This is a genomic window from Cellulomonas sp. KRMCY2 (genome assembly GCF_000526515.1).
Taxonomy (GTDB): Bacteria; Actinomycetota; Actinomycetes; order Actinomycetales; family Cellulomonadaceae; genus Actinotalea.
Genome location: NZ_JAGF01000001.1, coordinates 3,286,336 through 3,303,055 on the forward strand (window position 1 = coordinate 3,286,336; position 16,720 = coordinate 3,303,055).

A 16,720-nucleotide genomic window follows, 5' to 3' on the forward strand; every position below is an offset into this window, starting at 1 on the left:
GGTGCTGTCGGTGGTGGATCACCCACGAGCTCGGCCGGGGCAGTGTGGCGGTCTCCGCGCCATCGGTCTACCGGGCGCTTCGCCACCCTCGCCAGCTTCGGTTGGCCGCAGGCTCGGGATCGGTCGGCTCTGGGGGCCGGCTCTCTTCCTCGCCGGACAGTCCACCGAGCGCGGTGTTGTCGTGACCGAGAATCGGGACCCGGCGAATGATGTGGCGGGCGATCTCGTGCACGAGTTCGAAGTCCTGCGTCACCACGGTGTCGTAGAAGCCGGGTGACGAGGCCCGCGCAAAGACAGCGGCCGGTGCCTGGTCGCTCAGCACGATGAAGAACTTCTCTCCCGCGAACGCGTCGCCCCGGGGAAGGCAGACACCGCGGGCTCCCGGTGCGGGCTCTGCAGGCATCTCGGTCCCGAACACGACGAAGACCATCGCGGACTCGGGTACCCCTGTTGCCACCAGCTCGGCGGGAAGGTCGTCGTCGCCTACGCACAGGAGGTAGACCGACGGGCATCCGCTCGCGTGGGGACGGTGCGCGAGCATCGCCCCGAGCTCGGCCAGGTGAGCTCCGCTCGCCCTGACGAGCGGGCTGTCTTCGAAGAGCTCGAACGGCGATGCGACGTGCAGGTCGGTGGGCACCACCTTGATCAATGGGATCGGGGCGTGCGGGGGTGGGTAGGTCTCGCGGAGCGGGCCGGGCCGTCCCAGGTGGTGCCCTTGGCCATACACGGCTCCAAGTGCCCGAGCCCATCGCTCGTCCTCATCGGTCTCGATGCCCTCGACAAGCAGGACCGCACCCGTCTTCTCGGTGTGGCGAAGCACGCTGGTGACGATCTCGGAGGCCGCCTCCCGGCCCGCGTTGTTGAGCCGGCGCAGGTCGAGCTTGACCACGTCGGGTTCCACGATGGGTAGCATCGCGATCGGCGACGGGCTGCTGCCGACGTTGTCGATCGCGATTCCCCAGCCCATCTCCCTGGCTCGGTCGGCCGCTGCCAGTACCCCGGCCGGGTCCGCGGCGAGCGCCCGGTCGTTGACCTCGACGAGCACCCGAAGGTGCGACTCGGCCTTCCGGATCACGGGCGCCAGGTCCGCTGGACACTCCACAGCGAATCCCTCGGGCTCGACGTTGACGAACAATGAGATCGACGGCGGTACACCCTCCTTGAGGAACGCCGCGAAAGCAGTCGCACGGCACACCCAGTCCAGTTCGGCGACTCGGCCGACCCGGCGAGCGGCCTCGAACAACGCCATCGGGGAGGCAAGAGCCGTCGCCTCCGGTCCGCGGACCAATGCCTCGAGCGCGACAACCTGACCAGAACGCAGGTCGACCAGCGGCTGAAACACGACACTCAGATCACGTTCCTCGAGCAGGCGCGTGAACAGGCAGTCAACCTCGTCACCCTCAAACCCCGGGACGTCACGGACGACCTCCGCAGGACCCCGCGCCAACTCGCTCGCGATCACTGTCGGCTCCTCTGGAGACTCGTGGAAGAAGACGCGTGCCCCATCGACACTGCCCCTGCGAGACCCATCGGTTGGCGCGGGAGCTGTGTGAGGCCAACCCGCCGACGCGAAGAGGATCAGTCGGAACCGCCTCTCATCTCGCGGTGATACCGACCGATGTGAGAGGCAGTCCGTCGCCCGACCAGGGCGGCGCTTGCGATTGGGGGAACGATGGCCTCGCTCCGGGACCTCGATGAGGTGGCCGCCAGCCTGCTCTCGTCCGTCGGCCAGGCAGTCTTCGGACCCGTGTCGACCCGCGTTCTCCTTCGCACGGGGGTGAATCTGCGCAGCCCGAGGTCCGACCAGAAGGCGGACGGTGCGGCCGTGGTGAAAGTCGTCTCCGCTCTCGCTGACATGGGGTACCGGCTGTGACCGGCCACGCCACACTCCGACCCGCTTCACCAGGAGTCCTGATGCCGACCACCACCACCACGCTGAGGAAAGCGTCCCGCGCGCAGGCCAGCGGATCGGCCGAGGAGGTCGTAGCGGCGATCACGGCTGTGCTGCGCGACGGCCTCGCGGGACAGCCCGCCACCGTCGTGCTGTTCTTCGCCTCCGCGTCGTACGACCCGAGTGAGCTCGCCGGCCCGCTCAACGCGAGCTTCCCCGAAGCGGCCGTGCTGGGCTGCTCGACGGCCGGGGAGTTCACCGACACCGCCTCGAGTACCGGTGGAGTCAGCGCGATCGCGTTGCCGACGTCGATCCTCGCACGCGGGGCAGCAGCCCTGGTCGACCTGTCGACCGATCCCGCCGGGGCGATCGCGACCGCAACCCGGGCGGTCGAGGCCGCGCTCGGTACCGAGCTGCGGAGATTGGACCCGACACGCCACCTGGGCTTCGTGCTCATCGACGGCCTGCACGGCGCAGAAGAGGTCGTCAACGAGGCACTGGGCAACGCCGCGCCACTGCTCGATGTCGTCGGCGGTTCGGCCGGTGACGACCTCGCTTTCGCCGAGACCTGGGTCTCCGTCGGCGATCAGGTGTCCCGCTGCGGAGCGGCGCTCGTCGTTTGCGAGACGACCGGGCCGTTCACAGTGCTCAAGACCTGCACGTTCGAGTCGACCGCCAAGAAGCTGCGCGTGACCAGGGCTGATGTCGCCGCGCGCACCGTCTACGAGTTCGACGGTCGCCCCGCGACGGAGGCTTACGCTGAAGCCATCGGGTGCCGGCCCGGCGACCTGGACAGCGCGATCTTCATGGAGCACCCGGTCGGGCTGATGGTTGACGGTGTCCCGTTCATCCGCAGCCCACAGCAGGTGACCAGCGACGGCGGGATCAAGTTCTACTGCCAGGTCCTCGACGGCATGGAAGTCGAGGTCATGCAGTCCGGCGACATCGTCTCCGAGACGTCCGCCGCGCTCGCCGCAGCCGTTGACGGCCTCGGCGGCTCGGCGAGCGCAGGGGTGCTCTTCAACTGCATCCTGCGACGCCTCGAGCTCGACGCCAAGGACGAGACTCAAGCGTTCGTCGACACCTTCGCGGGAATCCCGGTCGCCGGATTCCACACCTACGGCGAGTCCTGGCTCGGCCACATGAACCAGACCCTCACCGGCGTGCTCTTCTCCTGACACGCCCAGCACCCCCGGGGCGATGGGCGGGCCCGGACAGGTGCAGCCAAAGCCGTCGTGCGTGGCTGCCCGGCGGCAGATGCCCGCCCACGCCGACCCGCGCTACGTGACGTAGCCGGGGATGTCCTGCACGCGGTGGTAGACCGGGATCCCTCGTTCGCGGGCGATGGCCACGTCCTGGTCCGCGCCGGTCGACTCGCCCGGGAGGCGCAGGACGGCGTCGCAGTGCTGGAGCAGCCGGTGTGCCGTCGGGTACATCACCCGCTCGGCGAGCGGGTCGTTGACTCCGTCCGCGCCGGCCGAGCTGAGCACGGGGAGCGCGACCCACTCACCGATCATCGGGATGTGCCCGCTGCGGAAGACGGGCCAGGCCGCCTCCTCCAGCCGGCTGAGGTTCTGAGCCATGAGAGTCGGGTCGTCGCCGGTTCCTGAGCGGTACGGGCCGGCGATGAGGATCATCAAGGGTTTCATGTCGGGTACCGTAGTGTGCAGAAGTCGGTAAGAACAAGGAGAAACGTGCATGCTGGTTGCGCAGCGTCGGGACGCCCTGCTGGATCGCCTGCGTCGTGACGGACGGCTGGTCGCCAAGGAGCTCGCCGACGAGCTCGGCGTCTCCGAGGACAGCGTGCGGCGCGATCTGCGGGAGCTTGCCGCGGCGGGCCTGTGCCAGCGGGTCTACGGCGGCGCGCTCCCGGTGTCCCCGGCCGTGGCCGACTATGCCGGGCGTCAGACGGTCGCCGTCGAGAGCAAGGAGCGCATCGCGCGAGCCGGCGCCCGCCTCGTCGTGCCGGGTTGCACGGCCATCATCGACGGCGGGACGACGGCGCTGGCGGTCGTCAGGGCCCTGCCGCGGGACCTCAGGGCGACGATCGTGACGCACAGCCCCACGGTGGCCGTCGCGTTGGCCATGCACCCGACTGTCGAGGTCCTCGTCCTGGGTGGACGTCTGTTCAAGCACTCCGTCGTGGCCTGTGGTGCGGCTGCGGCGGAGGCCGCGGCCGGCGTCACGGCCGACATCTTCCTGCTGGGGGTCACGGGCGTGCACCACGAGGCCGGACTGACCACCGGAGACGCCGACGAGGCAGCCATGAAGCGCGCTCTCGCGAGCCGTGCCGGCGACACCTATGTGATGGCGAGCGCGGAGAAGATCGGCGCGGCATCCCCGTTCCGTGTCCTGCAGGTCACCGAGGTCACCGGCATCATCACCGACCTGCCCGCCGACAGCCCGGCCCGGCGTGACCTCCTCGATGCCCGTGCCGTCCTCGTGGACGCCGACTGAGGATCCTCTGGCCAGGCCGTCGTCCGACGGCGTCCGCCGAGGTCCGTCTACTCCCAGCCTGCCGTGAGGCTGCTCACCCGTCCGATCGTCGTGCGCACGGCGGTCCGGCCACGCTCGATCATCGTGGCGATCAGCACGGCGAGCAGGCCGACGCCCGCGATCAGCAACCACAGGCCCGCCCCGCCCCAGGCGGGCAGGAGCGCCACGAGCGGGACCGCGACCAGGACGACCAGCGCCGTCAGCACGACGACCGCACCGGTGGCGACCCGTCGGCGGACCCGGGTCAGGACGCCCCAGCCCGCCACCGCGACGCCGAAGCCGGCAGCAACCAGGGCGTGCACGATCGACTGCGTCACGGCCTGCGTGAAGGAGGCGCCGACGAGGAAGGCGATCGCGGCGAGCTCGAGAGCGACGACCTCCGGGCCGGCCGCGTCCCGTCCGCGTGCCCGCCGGTCCCGGCGCCACACCGCGGTGATCGCCAGCAGCGCGAGCCCGACAGCGACCGTGTACCAGGAGGGCCCGCCGTCGATCGCGGCCTTGACGAACAGCACCCAGGACGTGCAGGCCAGGGCGGGGGCGAGCATCTGCAGGCCGACGGAGCGCTGGGCCACCCCGATGGCGGCGGCCTGGACGGTCACGGCCGCCAGGGCCGGTGCCAGCAGCCCGATGTCGGGCGCCGGCACCAGCCCGGTCAGGACGGCGACGACGGCTGCGCCGCCGCCGAGCTCGGCACACGGACGCGCCAACGGACTGCCGGGGGACAGGAAGCTCAGGGCGAGGGTTCCGGCAGCCAGCACGGCAGCGACGGCGGCGAGCACCGTGAGCTGGGTCGCGGGTGCCGCATCCCCGACCTGGAACGACATCATCAGGCCCGCGAGCACGACCGCAGCGGCCAGGTCGCGCAGCCACGGGAGGCGCAACGCTCCGGTGGCAGCGACCAGCCCGAGGACGACGCCGAGCAGGCCCAGCAGCACCCACCCGCTCGGCTCTACGGCGGCACCGGAGACCACCTCGGACCGTTCGCTCGTCAGCGCCGCGACAGCCGTCACGAGGACTGCGGCACCGCCCCAGACGTGCAGCCAGGACCGGTCGACGAGCCACGTCCGGTCCGTACGACGGAGCCACGCGAGACCGGCGACGAGCAGCGTGACCGCGCCGGCGCCGGCGGCGGTGGCATCGACCGAGTGCTGGGCCGACCAGGCGAACCAGTCCAGTGCGGCGACCCAGGACGCGAGCGCAGCGAGCACCCCGGTGACCTGTCGCACGACACGCACGTCACCCGACGCGCGGAGGGCCAGCCCGGTGTGCGCGACCGCGAGGAAGAGCAGGGCCAGCGCGAGCCATCCGGCACCGGCCACCCCGGACCCGACGAGGACCAGGATCGTGGCCGACCAGCCGAGCACCTCGGCGAGCGCGCGGCGCCGGTGCAGCCGCAGGGCCACCGTCAGGACCTCGAGCCCGATCAGGACGAAGGTGATGGCGTGCGCCGGGCCGCCGACGGCGACGGCAAGACCCGTCAGGGCGACGGGACCGGCCGCGACGAGCAGCGGGACGTCCCAGCGGCTCCAGGCGCCACGGTCGGGCGTCAGGCGGTACAGCGCCTCGCCGGCGACGAGCAGGCCCGCGGCGACGGCCACGCTGACCCACGGCCGCGCGTCCAGTGCGGGACCGGCCAGCTGCCACGTGCCGACCCAGGCCAGGAGGGTCGCACCCGCGCCGAGCACCCCGGCGCGCGCGAGCACGCCGACCAGGAGCAGGACCGTGCCTGCGAAGAGGGTCAGGAGTCCGGCTGCCGGTCCCGGTACCGGTCCGGTGACGGCCAGCAGGCCGAGGCAGACGTCGAGCGCGCCGAGGAAGGCCGGTGCGACGAGCCAGGCATGACGCGGTGCGGGGGTCGGCACCCAGGGTCGGTGCCACAGGTCCGCCGCAGCAGCGCCGACGAGCAGCGTGCCGCCGACCACCACGAGGGTCGTGGCTGCCGCCGTCAACCGGCCCAGCGCGTCGAACCACGGCACGGTCTGCCAGGCCAGGAGGCCGACGAACGGGGTCACGGCCGCCCAGGCGGTCCACACCATGGGCGCGGCGCGGCGCGAGCCGGGCAGCAGCAGGACGGCCGCGATGAGGCAGGCGAGGCCGACGACGGCCGTCCACAGCTCGCGTGACGCCGTCGTGCCGAGCAGGGCGAGGAGTGCTGCGACGAAGGAGCCCCCGACCATCGTCGTGACGAGGCGCGGGGACAGCGGCAGCCGGGCCGCGGCGGCGTAGACGACGGCGGTCCCCATCGGTACGGCCAGGGCCCACGGGTCGTCCAGAGGGAGCGTCCCTGCGGCGTCCAGGACGAGCCAGACCGTCACCGGCAGCCCGAGGGCGGTCAGAGCCCACGGCAGGTGGCGCAGCACGGACCCGGCGGCGGCAAGGAGCTCGCCGACCGGCGAACGGTCGCGGTCGTCGCGCCCAGCAGTGAGGGCGAGGCCCGCGGTGGCGAGGGCGACCACGGTGACCAGGCCCCAGCGGGGACCGGCCAGGCCGAGTGACACGGCGGCCACGACGTGACCGGTGAGCCCGAGCGAGGCGGCGGCACGGCCGGGGTGCGCGCCCTCGACGGGTGTCCGATCGGCGGCCGGACGGGAGCGGTGCGCCGCACCGACGACCGCCAGTGCCACCACGCCGAGCAGCACTCCGCGCGTCACGTCGGCGATGTCGGCGGCGACGCAGCCCATGAGCCAGGCGGTCACGGCCAGCCCGGCGATGACCCATGGTCGCGCGACCGGTGACGTCGGTCCGACAGTGCCGAGCACCGCGAGGACCAGCACGCTGCCGATGACCGTCCACCGCTCGGCGGGCAGGGTCGCGAGGTCCCAGGCCAGGAGTGCCCAGAGGGCGACGACCGGGACGGCGCCGATCCACCAGCGGCGCCAGAACCGGTCGACGTCCCCGCGGGCCAGGACCGGGTGCATCGCCGGGAGGGTCGCCGCCGCGACGGTCGCCGTGGCCGCGACCAGCCCCGTGGTGAGGTCGGTGGCGAGGCCGAACGCGACGAGGGCCGCGACCGGCAGTGCGGCGGCCACGACGTCGAGTGCTCCCGACGAGCCGTCGACCGCGTACGGGGCGGTGCGCCGGGCGATCGCCCAGGCGGCCACGACGGCGAGGGTGGCAGCCGCCCACCGCGGGTCGGCCCAGACCGCCACGAGGCAGGCGAGCAGGCCGAGAGCCGGCAGGACGACAGCCGGCCGGGCTCCGGTCGGCCTAGGGACAGCCCGGCGCGTCGCCACGTCCAGCAGCACGAGGAAGCCGCCGGCCGCGAGGGCGACGGCCGGGGCAGGCGCCAGGTGGGTGAGCAGTGCGAGGGTGACCAGCGCCCACCACACGGGTGCCACCACATCGGCCACCGCGTCCGGGACGGCCGGACGGAGCAGGGCGAGGACGACCAGCAGCAGGACTCCGGTGACGATGACCGGACCGGTCGGCGAACCTTCCGCCGACCAGGTCAGCAGTGCGAGCACGGCCAGCACGACGGTGCCGGGCACGGCCGCCGTGCGGGCGGGCTCGGCGAGGCGCGCCGACGGCCACCGGCGGGCGGCGAGGAGCGTGAGCACGAGTGCCACCGACGCCGCAGCGAGCTGGGCGCTGCTGGGAACCGCGACGTCCTTGCCCCCGGGGATCGGTCGCCCGACACCGAGCGTCGCCATCGCCACGGCGAACCAGAGCATCGGCGCGGCGACCAGGCGCAGCCCGCTGGCGACGTCGTACCTCGACCACACCGCGTACCCGGCACCGGTGACGGCGCAGGCACCGGTGAGTGCGACCGCCAGGGCCGTCCCGTGCAGGTCGGGCGGCACCGGGAAGCCGTCCAGCACGGAGGTGATCAGCATGACCGGGAGCAGGAAGCCCCCCACCGCCTCGAGGGCCCGACCGACGACGACCGCGCCGTGGCGCAGCAGCAGCCTGGCCGCGATGAAGGGCACGGCCGCGCTCGCGAGCTCGGCCACCGGCCGGAGGCTGGGCGTGACGTCGGCGAAGGCGAAGACGACCAGGCCGAACACCCCGACGAACAGCAGCAGGACGCCGAGGTAGGCCAGTCCGTGCACGCCGAGGTCGGAACCGGTCGCCGTTCGGATGCGCGCCCACCGTTGCGCCGACGCGGACGGTTCGCGGACGACGACGGGCCGCGCCCAGGTGCCCTCGGAGCCGGTCTGGCGGTCGGCCGGTGGTGCGGCGGTCTGCGTGCGCGGGGGCTCGACCGGCCAGGCGACGGGCTCAGGTGCCGTAGCGCGCGGGGCCGTCGCCGGCTGGGGCGCTGCGGAGTCCTGCCTCGCCTCGCGCGCGAGGTCGCTGATGACGGCGGTGAGGCCGGCCAGCTGCGTCTCGGAGAGGAAGCCCCGGGAGCGTGCCTCGGGCAGGAAGACCTCCTCGACGAAGACGAGCTCGTGGAGATCGGCCCGGGTGAGGTGCCGACGGACCGGCGCGGCGTCGTGCCAGACCGCGTGCCCGTCGCCGACCCACGCACCCCAGTCCTGACCCGACCAGTGCCGCAGCGGAGCCCTGTGGGTCGGGTCCGGATACCACCCGACGGGGGCGCCTCGCCACTGTGCCGGGTCCATGGTCCGTCCTCCGAACGTCGACAGGCCAACGGTGCGGCCCTGCGGTGCTGGTCCAGCCACGTGCGCGTCTGCGCGCCGATCCGGACGTCGCCGATCCGGCGGTCCGCCGGCCCCCTGACACTAGTCAGCCCGGCGGGGTCGGGTCGGGGTTGTGCACAGGATCCTGCGGGTCGGTCGCGGGGCCCTCGCCGGGCGTGCCGCTGTTCGCACCGGATGCCGGCTCACGCGACGGAGGGGTGGTGGAACCGGGGCGACTGCGCGCGTCCCGCCGACCAGGGCACGGAGTCGGGCACCGGGAGCGCCAAGAAGGCCGGGCGTGCGACGCCCACCGCCGACGAGCCGACCGAGGTGAAGCCCGAACGCACCCCGACGCGCTCGGCCGAGCCGGCTCCGACCGTCGACCCGCACCCCGCGCTCGAGCACCTCGTGATCGCGACCACCGGTCTGGGTCCGTTGACCGTCGGCAGCATCCCGCCGGCCGACAACCCCGGTGCGGCGATGATCGAGTGGGATGCGGACGCGTGCGCGGACACGGCTGAGGAGAACCCCGAGATCGGTCGATGGACGTCGAGCGGGTACGGCGAGGACACCGGCTACACGGGTGACCCGGTGGTCCCGTTCGCCGTCGACGCGTCGGACGCCGGGGTGCACCGCATCGACGTGCTCGGCAGCAGCCCCGCGACGGCCGAGGGGATCCATATCCGCTCGACCCTCGACGGGCTCCGGGCCACGTACCCGTCCCTGACCGGTCCGGTGGCCGGCCCGGGGTCGCAGGTGTGGATCCTCCAGGACGCATCCGGCTCGGTCGCCTTCGAGACGCAGGGGGACGCCGACGGCCTGCGACCGCCGGGCACCGTCGAGAGCGTGATCCTGATCCGCATCCTCGCGCCCGGCTACCCGGCGGACTTCGCCACGGCGAACAGCGGCGATGTCGCCGGGGCGTGCGTGCTGTGACACCCGTCCGGTGGCGTCAGCCCTGAACGGCGAGCACGACCGTCGCGAGGAAGACCAGCGATCCGAGGGCCAGGCCCGCGACGGCGACGCGGAAGGTCCGGCGTTCGGTATCGCGGCGGCCGGCCTGGCCGTGGCGGAAGGCCACGACGAGACCGGCCGCGCCTCCGATGGTCAGGACGGCGCCGAGCGCCAGCAGGGCGGGGTGCACCGCGCCAGTCTGCCCGACGACGGTGCCCGAGGGTGCCCGACGACGGTGCCCGGCGACGGCGCAGGCCGACCCGCCGGGCGAAGCCTCACAGGCCGGACGGTGAGCCGTTCGGTCGGGTGGTGTCGTCGTAGCCGGTCGGGATGTCCCAGGTGCTCGACGCGCTCTCGTCCTTGGACGGCCGCACGGCGTCGGTGGCCGACCGGACCGCGCCGGCGACCTTGTCCTTGAGGTCGGGCGCCACCTCCCGGATGAACTCCTCGGCGCGCTGCTCGACGTCACTGACGGTCTCCTGGACCCGCGGGTCCTCCCAGACGCGCTTGGCCTGGAGGCGGATCTTCTCGAACTGCTCACGGCCGGCCCGGGTGCCAAGGACGTACCCCACGGCTCCGCCGATCACAAATGCTGCCTTGGCCCGCATGTGCGGTGCTCCTTCGCTCGATGGTGCGCCCCGTGACGCCGTCCACCCGGTCGAGCCTAGGTCGCTCCCGGAGGCGGCGCGCGCGCAACGGCCGGTGGGTCCGGCGGTCGGCCGTCCGGCGACCACTGCTCGACGGGGACCGTCAGCCGTGCGCGGGCAGGCCGGACACGAACCCGTCGACCAGCCCGACGGGTGCCCAGGCACCGTCCGCCATGCTCGCCAGGACGACGACGTCGACGCCCTGCGCGGGGTAGTGCCGCAGGATCCCGCTCGCGCCGGCGTTGATGCCGTCCTTCGACCAGGAGCGGACGGTGCCGTCCGGCAGGACCTGCAGCTCGGGGCCGAGCGCGTGATGGATCGCCACACCGTCCTGGCCGACATGGTGCAGGGCCTGCGGTGTGACGAACGCCTGCGTCCCCGCGGCGGAGAGCAGACGACCGGCGCGAAGGGCAGCGGCGAACGCGAGCAGGTCCCCGGCCGTGACGTGTGCACCACCGTCGGGCGAGCCGATGGGCGGATAGCTGAAGATGTTCGCCTGCCAGCCCGTGATCGTGCCCGCCTCGTCGCGGACCGGGTCCCAGCCCTCTGCGACGTCCGGGACGGCGTCACGGCGGTCGAAGAAGCCGGACCTGGTCATCCCGGCGGGACCGAAGACGTTCGCCACGACGTAGTCGCGGTAGGTCTGCCCCGTGACCGCCTCGACGGCCAGCCCGGCGAGCACGTAGCCCACGTTGCAGTACCGGCAGCCCTGTCCCGGCGGGAAGCTCGGCGGCTTGTCGACGAACTGCGGCAGGAAGTCGGCTGTACGCGTCACGGCGTAGCAGGGCTTGTCGACCCACAGGGCGGCGTAGTCCTCGCCGGCCTCCTCGTCGGCGTCGTCGGCGATGCCGGAGGTGTGGCTGAGCAGGTGGCGGAGGGTGACGTCGGGGGAGATCGTCGAGCCGGCGAGGTCGACCACCCGGGTGATCGACGCATCCAGGTCGAGCGTCCCGGCGTCGACCTGCTGGAGGACGGCGACCGAGGTGAACAGCTTGGTGATCGAGGCGGTGTCGAAGCGGCTGGAGAGCTCGATCGGGACGGGCCATCGGCGCGACGCCGGTCCGTAGGCACCCTCGAAGAGCCGCTCCGGACCGCGCTGGACGGCCACCACGCCGGCGAAGGCGTCGTGCCCGGCGAGCTGCTCGAGACGGTCGTGCAGGGCATCGAGGCTCGAGGGAGCGGACATGCGAGCCAACCTACGGTCCGTGGTGTCGCCGGTCATGGGAATATGGGCGCATGGCCATGAGAGAGATCCGCGTCGTGGGAGACCCCGTCCTGCGCACCCCGTGCGAGCCGATCACGCAGATCGACGAGCGCGTCCGGTCGCTGGTCGAGGACCTCCTGGAGACGGTCGACGCGGAGGGCCGCGCAGGTCTGGCAGCGAACCAGATCGGCGTGAGCCTCCGGGCCTTCTCCTGGAACATCGACGACGAGCTGGGCTACGTGCTCAACCCTCGCATCGTCGAGGTGTCGCAGGAGGAGTACCAGGACGGTGACGAGGGCTGCCTGTCGGTGCCCGGCCTGTGGTACCCGACCAAGCGTGCGTGGTACGCGCGGGTGGTCGGCGAGGACCTGGACGGCAAGGAGGTCGTCGTGGAGGGCACCGAGCTGATGGCCCGCTGCCTGCAGCACGAGGTGGACCACCTCGACGGGATGCTCTACCTCGACCGGCTCGAGCGCTCGGTGCGCAAGAAGGCCATGCGCACCATGCGGGAGCAGCTCGCCTGAGCCCGACGGCGGTTCGTGCTGGCGCTCGGACCGCATGATCAGGCATGCTGGGACCAGCACGCCGCGAGACCGTGCATCCTCCCGGATCGGGATGAGGTCGTTGGGGAAGACGAACCTCGACCCGTCAGGAGGGCTGACATGGCTGGTGCCATCACCCGCGGTGTACTTTTCGTGCACTCTGCGCCTCGTGCGTTGTGCCCCCACATCGAGTGGGCGGCCGGCGGCGTCCTCGGGTCACGCCTGTCGATGGACTGGACCGAGCAGCCGGCATCGCCCGGCCTGTTCCGCGCGGAGCACTCCTGGCAGGGTCTGCAGGGCACCGGCGCCCGGCTGACCTCGGCCCTGCGCGGCTGGGCGCACCTGCGCTACGAGGTCACCGAGGAGGCCAGCCACGGGGCGGACGGCGCCCGGTGGAGCCACACCCCCGAGCTGGGCATCTTCCATGCCGCGACGGACGTGCACGGCAACACGATGGTCCCCGAGGACCGGATCCGCGCCGCCCTCGAGCACGCGGGGGATGCCGACCGGCTCCGTCGCGAGCTCGACCTCGCCCTCGGCCAGGCCTGGGACGACGAGCTCGAGCCGTTCCGCTACGCCGGCGCCGGGGCGCCGGTCCGCTGGCTGCACCGGGTCGGCTGAGCAAGGTCGGCTGAGCCGGGTCGACCGTCAGGCGCTGGTGACCACCAGGGCCACGTTGTGCCCGCCGAAGCCGAACGAGTTGTTGATCGCGGCGATCTGACCGCCGGGCAGCGCCCGCGGGGTGTCCCGGACGAGGTCGACGACGAGCTCGGGGTCGGGCTGTGCGACGTTGATCGTGGGCGGCGCCGTGTGCTCTCTGACCGCCAGGATCGTGAAGATCGTCTCGAGCGCACCGGCACCACCGAGGAGGTGCCCGGTCATCGACTTGGTCGCCGAGAGTGCGACGCGGTCGGCGTCGGTGCCCAGCACCTCACGGACACCACGTGCCTCGATGAGGTCGCCGACGACGGTCGACGTGGCGTGCGCGTTGACGTGCACGACGTCGGCCGTCGAGACCCCGGCGTCGGTCAGTGCGCTGCGCATCGCGGAGGTCTGGCCACGGCCGCTCGGCTCGGGCGAGGTGATGTGGTAGCCGTCGGAGCTCAGCCCGACGCCGGCGATCCTCGCGTAGACGCGCGCCCCGCGTGCCGCGGCGTGCGCCGCGCTCTCGAGCACGACGATCCCGGCGCCCTCACCCAGGACGAACCCGTCACGGTCGACGTCGTAGGGCCGTGAGGCGCCCGCCGGGTCGTCGTTGCGGGTCGAGAGGGTACGCGAGGCCGCGAAGGCGGCCATCGGCATCGGGTGGATGGCTGCCTCGGTCCCGCCGGCGACGACGACGTCCGCCCGCCCCGACCGGATCATCTCGACGCCGTAGCCGATCGCCTCCGCACCTGAGGCGCAGGCCGAGACGAGCGCGTGGGCGCCGGCTCGGGCGCCGATCTCGAGCTCGACGTACGCGGCAGGGGAGTTGGGCATCAGCATGGGCACGGTCATCGGAAGGACGCGGCGGGCGCCCTTCTCGCGCAGGGTGTCCCAGGCGTCGAGCGTCGTCCAGATGCCGCCGATCCCGGAGGAGACGACAGCGCCGAGGCGCTCGAGGTCCACCACGGGGTTGCCGGCGTCCGCCCAGGCCTCGCGCGTCGCGATGATCGCGTACTGCGCCGACGGGTCCATCCGCTTCATCTCCGGGCGCGCCAGGACGGTGTCGGGGGCCACCGCGAGCTGCGCCGCGAACCCGACCGGGAGCCCGTACCGCTCGACCCAGTCGTTCTCGAGGGTCCGGACGCCGGAACGGCCGGCGAGGGCAGCCTGCCACGTGCTGGGAACGTCTCCGCCGAGCGGCGTCGTCGCGCCGAGTCCGGTGATGACGACGTCAGGTCGTGTGGTCACAGTTCCTCCTGGGCGGTGTGCGGGTGGCTCCGCAGGGGGTGGTCGACCGGTCGGGGTCCGGACTGCCGGACCCCGACCGCTGTCGCACGTGCTGGTCGGGTGCTGCTCAGGTGCTGGACAGGCCTGGTCAGGCCTGGGCGCCGTTGATGAAGGTGACGGCGTCGCCGACGGTGGCGAGGTTCTTGACCTCGTCGTCGGGGATGCGGACCTCGAACTTCTCCTCGGCGAGGGTGACGATCGTCATCATCGACAGCGAGTCGATGTCGAGGTCGTCGGTGAAGGACTTCTCGAGCGTCACGGAGTCGGTCGGCAGGCCGGTCTCCTCGCTGACGATCTCGGCCAGGCCGGCCAGGATGTCCTGCTCGCTGTACGCCATCGTGTGTCTCCTTGATGTGGTGCCGGTCGCCCGGTCGGGCGACGGCGACTGTTGTCGGACGTGCTCCGGTGCGCTGCTGGGCGCGCCGGGGTTCTCAGGGCAGGACGACGACCTGTGCCGCGTAGACCAGGCCCCCGCCGAAGCCGATCTGCAGTGCCAGGTCGCCCGGCTGGACGGTGCCTTCGCGCAGCATGCGCTCGGTAGCGAGCGGGATCGAGGCGGCCGAGGTGTTGCCGGTCTCCGCGATGTCACGGGCGATCGCGACCGTCTCGGGCAGCTTGAGCTGCTTGACGATCTGGTCGATGATCCGCATGTTCGCCTGGTGCGGGATGAACGCCTGGATCTGGTCACCGGTGACCCCGGCGGCGTCGAGCGCACGCTGGGCGATCGGGGCCATCTGGAAGCTGGCCCACCTGTAGACGCTCGGGCCGTCCTGGCGAAGGGTCGGCCAGCCCAGCTCGGGGTGCTCCTTGAGCTCGAGCCAGCCGTGCGTCTGGCGCACCGCCTGAGCCTTGGACCCGTCCGAGCCCCAGACCGTCGGACCGATCCCCGGGAAGTCCGACGGGCCGATGACGACCGCCCCGGCACCGTCGCCGAGCAGGAACGAGATCGAGCGGTCGGTCGGGTCGATGAAGTCGCTCATCTTCTCGGCGCCGATCACGAGCACGTGCCGGGCGGCGCCCGAGCGCACGAGGGCGTCGGCCTGGCCGATGCCGTAGGAGTAGCCGGCGCATGCGGCCGAGATGTCGTACGCGGCAGCCGGCGTCGCGCCGAGCCGGTCGGCGATGATCGCGGCGCCGGCCGGCGTCTGGTGGAACCAGGTGACGGTCGAGAGGATGACCGCGTCGATGTCCGCCCCGGTCAGTCCGGCATGCTCGATCGCCAGGCGCGCGGCGGCCTCGGACAGGTCGAGCACGTCGACCTCGCTGCCCGCGCGCCGACGCGTCACGATGCCGGTGCGCTGGCGGATCCACTCGTCGGAGGAGTCGATCGGCCCGGCGATGTCGTCGTTGGTGACGACGTTCTCGCCGCGGACGGCACCGAGCCCGAGGATCCGGGAGAACTGGGCGCCGTGGGCCTGGGTCAGGGTAGGTCGGGTCACGCCGGGTTCTCCTCGGTGGTCGGCGGGGTGCCGGCGTGCCGGCGGACGAGGTCACGTGCGGCGTCACAGTCGGCCGGTGTCTTGACCGCGACCGTCTCCACCCCGGGCAGGCTACGCCGAGCCAGGCCGGTGAGCACCCCCGCCGGCGCGAGCTCGATGATCCCGGTGACGCCGAGGCTCGCCATCGTCTGCTGGCACAGGTCCCACCGCACCGGCGCGACGATCTGGTCGGCGAGGCGGCGGAGCACCTGCGGGCCGGTGGTGGCGGGCGGGTACGCGGCGCCGTCGGCGTCCGAGAGCAGGGTCAGCCGGGGTGGTTGCGCCGCCCAGCCGGCGGCCACCGGGGCGAAGACGTCGAGGGCCGGCGCCATGAACGGGGTGTGGAACGCGCCGGCGACCTGCAGCGGGATGACCCGCGCCTTGGCCGGCGGCTGCTCGGCGAGCCTGGCCAGCCCGGCGAGGGAGCCTGCGGCGACGACCTGGCCGCCACCGTTGACGTTCGCCGGGTGCAGGCCGGCCGCGGCGATCGCGGCCAGCACCTCTGCCGGGTCCCCTCCGACGACGGCGCTCATGCCGGAGGGTGCGAGCCCGGCGGCGTCGGCCATGGCCCGTGCGCGCCGGGCGACCAGCGCCACCGCCCCGGCGTCGTCGAGGACCCCGGCGACCGCGGCAGCGGCGAACTCGCCGACCGAGTGCCCGGCGGTCACCCCCACGACGTCCGACGCGTCCTGGTCGCCGAGCAGCACGCGCAGGGTCACCAGGGACGCCGCGACGATCAGTGGCTGGGCGACAGCGGTGTCGCGGATGGTGTCCGCGTCCGACGTCGTGCCGTGGGTGCGCAGGTCCGTGCTCGCGGCCTCGCCGAAGGTGGCGACCTGCTCCTCGACGCCCGGGAGCTCGAGCCATGGGGACAGGAAGCCGGGTGACTGGGAGCCCTGACCGGGGCAGACGATGGCAAGCACCCGACCACTGTGCCCAACCGGACCTGCGTCGCGGGGCCACGACGTGCACCAAGCTCGCAGGACGTCCTTGTGC

The 16,720-nt window shown here is 72.8% G+C and carries 15 protein-coding genes; 5 read left to right on the plus strand and 10 right to left on the minus strand.

Going from position 1 to position 16,720, the window contains the following annotated elements:
- Positions 1-67: 67 nt before the first annotated feature.
- Positions 68-1,903 (minus strand): EAL domain-containing protein, encoded by a 1,836-nt coding sequence (locus K415_RS22950; RefSeq protein ID WP_155859488.1) that lies wholly within the window; start codon positions 1,901-1,903, stop codon positions 68-70.
- 11 nt (positions 1,904-1,914) lie between these two features.
- Between K415_RS22950 and K415_RS0115470 the strand changes: the two genes are divergently transcribed.
- Complete coding sequence (locus K415_RS0115470; RefSeq protein WP_024287951.1) at positions 1,915-3,069, plus strand: FIST signal transduction protein; 1,155 nt, start codon at positions 1,915-1,917, stop codon at positions 3,067-3,069.
- Positions 3,070-3,171: 102 nt separating this feature from the next.
- On the opposite strand, the gene K415_RS0115475 is transcribed toward K415_RS0115470, so the two are convergent.
- Positions 3,172-3,540: a DUF4406 domain-containing protein gene (locus K415_RS0115475; protein WP_231494916.1), complete on the minus strand. Its 369-nt coding sequence runs from the start codon at positions 3,538-3,540 to the stop codon at positions 3,172-3,174.
- A 49-nt stretch (positions 3,541-3,589) separates the two neighbouring features.
- Between K415_RS0115475 and K415_RS0115480 the strand changes: the two genes are divergently transcribed.
- Positions 3,590-4,348, plus strand: coding sequence for a DeoR/GlpR family DNA-binding transcription regulator (locus K415_RS0115480; protein WP_024287953.1), 759 nt, complete (start codon positions 3,590-3,592; stop codon positions 4,346-4,348).
- 47 nt (positions 4,349-4,395) lie between these two features.
- Here the strand turns inward: K415_RS0115480 and K415_RS0115485 are convergent, their stop codons facing one another.
- Positions 4,396-8,949, minus strand: coding sequence for a hypothetical protein (locus K415_RS0115485; RefSeq protein ID WP_024287954.1), 4,554 nt, complete (start codon positions 8,947-8,949; stop codon positions 4,396-4,398).
- A 213-nt stretch (positions 8,950-9,162) separates the two neighbouring features.
- Here K415_RS0115485 and K415_RS0115490 point away from each other — a divergent pair, with 213 nt between their 5' ends.
- The gene (locus K415_RS0115490) at positions 9,163-9,903 is read left to right on the plus strand and encodes a hypothetical protein (RefSeq protein WP_024287955.1); all 741 of its coding nucleotides are present in this window, start codon (positions 9,163-9,165) and stop codon (positions 9,901-9,903) included.
- Between the two features lie 16 nt (positions 9,904-9,919).
- On the opposite strand, the gene K415_RS0115495 is transcribed toward K415_RS0115490, so the two are convergent.
- The 3 genes from K415_RS0115495 to K415_RS0115505 all read right to left on the minus strand — a co-directional run bounded on the left by K415_RS0115495 (position 9,920) and on the right by K415_RS0115505 (position 11,754).
- Complete coding sequence (locus tag K415_RS0115495) at positions 9,920-10,111, minus strand: hypothetical protein (RefSeq protein ID WP_024287956.1); 192 nt, start codon at positions 10,109-10,111, stop codon at positions 9,920-9,922.
- A gap of 85 nt (positions 10,112-10,196) precedes the next feature.
- Entirely contained in the window at positions 10,197-10,529 is a 333-nt protein-coding gene (locus K415_RS22955; RefSeq protein WP_024287957.1) for a YtxH domain-containing protein, read from the minus strand.
- 142 nt (positions 10,530-10,671) lie between these two features.
- Positions 10,672-11,754: a serine hydrolase gene (locus K415_RS0115505; protein WP_024287958.1), complete on the minus strand. Its 1,083-nt coding sequence runs from the start codon at positions 11,752-11,754 to the stop codon at positions 10,672-10,674.
- A 50-nt stretch (positions 11,755-11,804) separates the two neighbouring features.
- Between K415_RS0115505 and def the strand changes: the two genes are divergently transcribed.
- On the plus strand, positions 11,805-12,296 hold the full coding sequence (def, locus tag K415_RS0115510; protein ID WP_024287959.1) for a peptide deformylase: 492 nt from the start codon (positions 11,805-11,807) through the stop codon (positions 12,294-12,296).
- A 138-nt stretch (positions 12,297-12,434) separates the two neighbouring features.
- Positions 12,435-12,935 (plus strand): DUF3145 domain-containing protein, encoded by a 501-nt coding sequence (locus K415_RS0115515; RefSeq protein WP_024287960.1) that lies wholly within the window; start codon positions 12,435-12,437, stop codon positions 12,933-12,935.
- Positions 12,936-12,962: 27 nt separating this feature from the next.
- Here K415_RS0115515 and K415_RS0115520 read toward each other — a convergent pair whose 3' ends face one another.
- From K415_RS0115520 to K415_RS0115535, 4 genes are all read right to left on the minus strand, one after another.
- Positions 12,963-14,207 carry a beta-ketoacyl synthase gene (locus K415_RS0115520; RefSeq protein ID WP_024287961.1) on the minus strand — a complete coding sequence of 415 codons (1,245 nt, stop codon included), beginning with the start codon at positions 14,205-14,207 and terminating at the stop codon, positions 12,963-12,965.
- Between the two features lie 127 nt (positions 14,208-14,334).
- Positions 14,335-14,583, minus strand: coding sequence for an acyl carrier protein (locus K415_RS0115525; RefSeq protein ID WP_024287962.1), 249 nt, complete (start codon positions 14,581-14,583; stop codon positions 14,335-14,337).
- Positions 14,584-14,677: 94 nt separating this feature from the next.
- On the minus strand, positions 14,678-15,685 hold the full coding sequence (locus K415_RS0115530) for a beta-ketoacyl-ACP synthase III (protein ID WP_024287963.1): 1,008 nt from the start codon (positions 15,683-15,685) through the stop codon (positions 14,678-14,680).
- Positions 15,682-16,647: an ACP S-malonyltransferase gene (locus K415_RS0115535; protein ID WP_024287964.1), complete on the minus strand. Its 966-nt coding sequence runs from the start codon at positions 16,645-16,647 to the stop codon at positions 15,682-15,684. The genes K415_RS0115530 and K415_RS0115535 overlap by 4 nt, the downstream gene beginning before the upstream one ends.
- Positions 16,648-16,720 lie beyond the last annotated feature (73 nt).